This window comes from Streptococcus sp. 1055, from assembly GCF_013276815.1.
In the GTDB taxonomy this organism is placed as follows: Bacteria; Bacillota; Bacilli; order Lactobacillales; family Streptococcaceae; genus Streptococcus; species Streptococcus pseudopneumoniae.
The window spans coordinates 1-1,349 of record NZ_VMLT01000181.1 but is presented as its reverse complement, the minus strand read 5'-3'; the positions used below and the strand labels follow the sequence as shown (position 1 = coordinate 1,349).

Below are 1,349 nucleotides of genomic sequence, written 5' to 3'. Positions count from 1 at the left end.
TGTCAAAGATGGGATTATAACAAAAAACCGCTTTGCAACGGCTTTTTGACTATATTTCACTCCATTTTATCTTCTTAAACCCACGGAACAAGACAAAGATTCCAATAAAGAGGACAGCTAAAGGAATAATCTTTGTGAGGAAAACATTTGAAATGCCCATCCACTCATAATAACGGAGCAGAGAACCCACCACAAGATGGGCAACAATCATACTGACAAAGGGACGAAAGACCGCTTCTTTCCAATTCCAAATACTGATGACTAGAGAAAGCGTAAAGACAAGGAAACTGTCCCAGGGAGCAGGAAGATAAAAGGCTCCTTCTTGTACAAAACTTCCTATTCCTACATATCCCAGAACAACTAGCAGAACAAGAATCCCAACGACAATATAGGTGCCAATTTTCATTTTAGAAGAATCTTGGACTAAGCTCCAACGTAAGATTGTAGTCACAAGCCCAAAGCCAACTAGAAAAAGAAGAAGTTGCCCTAAAAACGTGAGCAAATTGACTGTTAAGAGAGGACCTTTAGAAAAATCGCCTAGTAGTTGATAGTAATGTAATACCGCCAGGACAAGAATTGGTGTTAAAAAGGACTCTTTGACCGAACTACGTGGTGCTTCCTTGAGCATCTCTTTCATTAATTTTTTAGGATTCTTACCTAAATAATCCTCTGCACTCATGCCATCTCGTTCTGCTTCTGAAAAATCTAACATCATCAAATAAATCTGCTCTCTGAGATAGTCTTCATCATAGAGAAATCCAGCAAGATTAAAACTTTCCCACAACTCCTCAAAATACTGCTGATTGTCCTCAGAAAACTCATGCAACAAATTGTTTGTTTCTTCATAATACTTCATTTTCTTCATGGTTTAACCCCCATTCTTAATCCCTTCTACTTTTTGACTCAAATCGTCCCATTGTTGCCAAAAGACCGAGACACGCTCTTCTCCTTCTTTCATTAATGAAAAATACTTCCGATCTGGACCATCTGGCGACGGGCGCATGTCGCCTCTTATCCATTGATTTTTTTCTAACTTTTGCAACAAAGGATAAATAGTTCCTGGAACGATAGTATCAAATCCAGCCTCTCGCAAAGTCTGAACCAACTCATAACCATACCGCTCTTTTTGACCAATCATATCCAAGACACAACCTTCAAGAACACCTTTTAATAGCTGAGTTTCTTTCATCACTTCTCCCTTCTAATCTATTTTGTAATACCTACTAGTAACTTCACCTATAGTATATCACTTCTACACTAGTTTGTAAAGCATAATAGTTAATACTCTTCGAAAATCTCTTCAAACCACGTCATCGTCGCCCTACCGTATGTATGGTTACTGACTTCGT

At 38.5% G+C, this 1,349-nt stretch carries 2 protein-coding genes; both read right to left on the bottom strand.

Features of this window, described 5'->3' with window-relative positions:
* Positions 1-49: 49 nt before the first annotated feature.
* Positions 50-865, bottom strand: a complete 816-nt coding sequence (locus HT699_RS11515) for a hypothetical protein (protein WP_172934394.1) — start codon at positions 863-865, stop codon at positions 50-52.
* Positions 866-868: 3 nt separating this feature from the next.
* Positions 869-1,189 carry a PadR family transcriptional regulator gene (locus tag HT699_RS11510; RefSeq protein WP_000665420.1) on the bottom strand — a complete coding sequence of 107 codons (321 nt, stop codon included), beginning with the start codon at positions 1,187-1,189 and terminating at the stop codon, positions 869-871.
* Positions 1,190-1,349 lie beyond the last annotated feature (160 nt).

Coding starts and splice junctions, on each gene's coding strand:
- HT699_RS11515 (WP_172934394.1), bottom strand. CDS start 865: ATGAAGAAAATGAAGTATTATGAAGAAACAAACAATTTGTTGCATGAG.
- HT699_RS11510 (WP_000665420.1), bottom strand. CDS start 1,189: ATGAAAGAAACTCAGCTATTAAAAGGTGTTCTTGAAGGTTGTGTCTTG.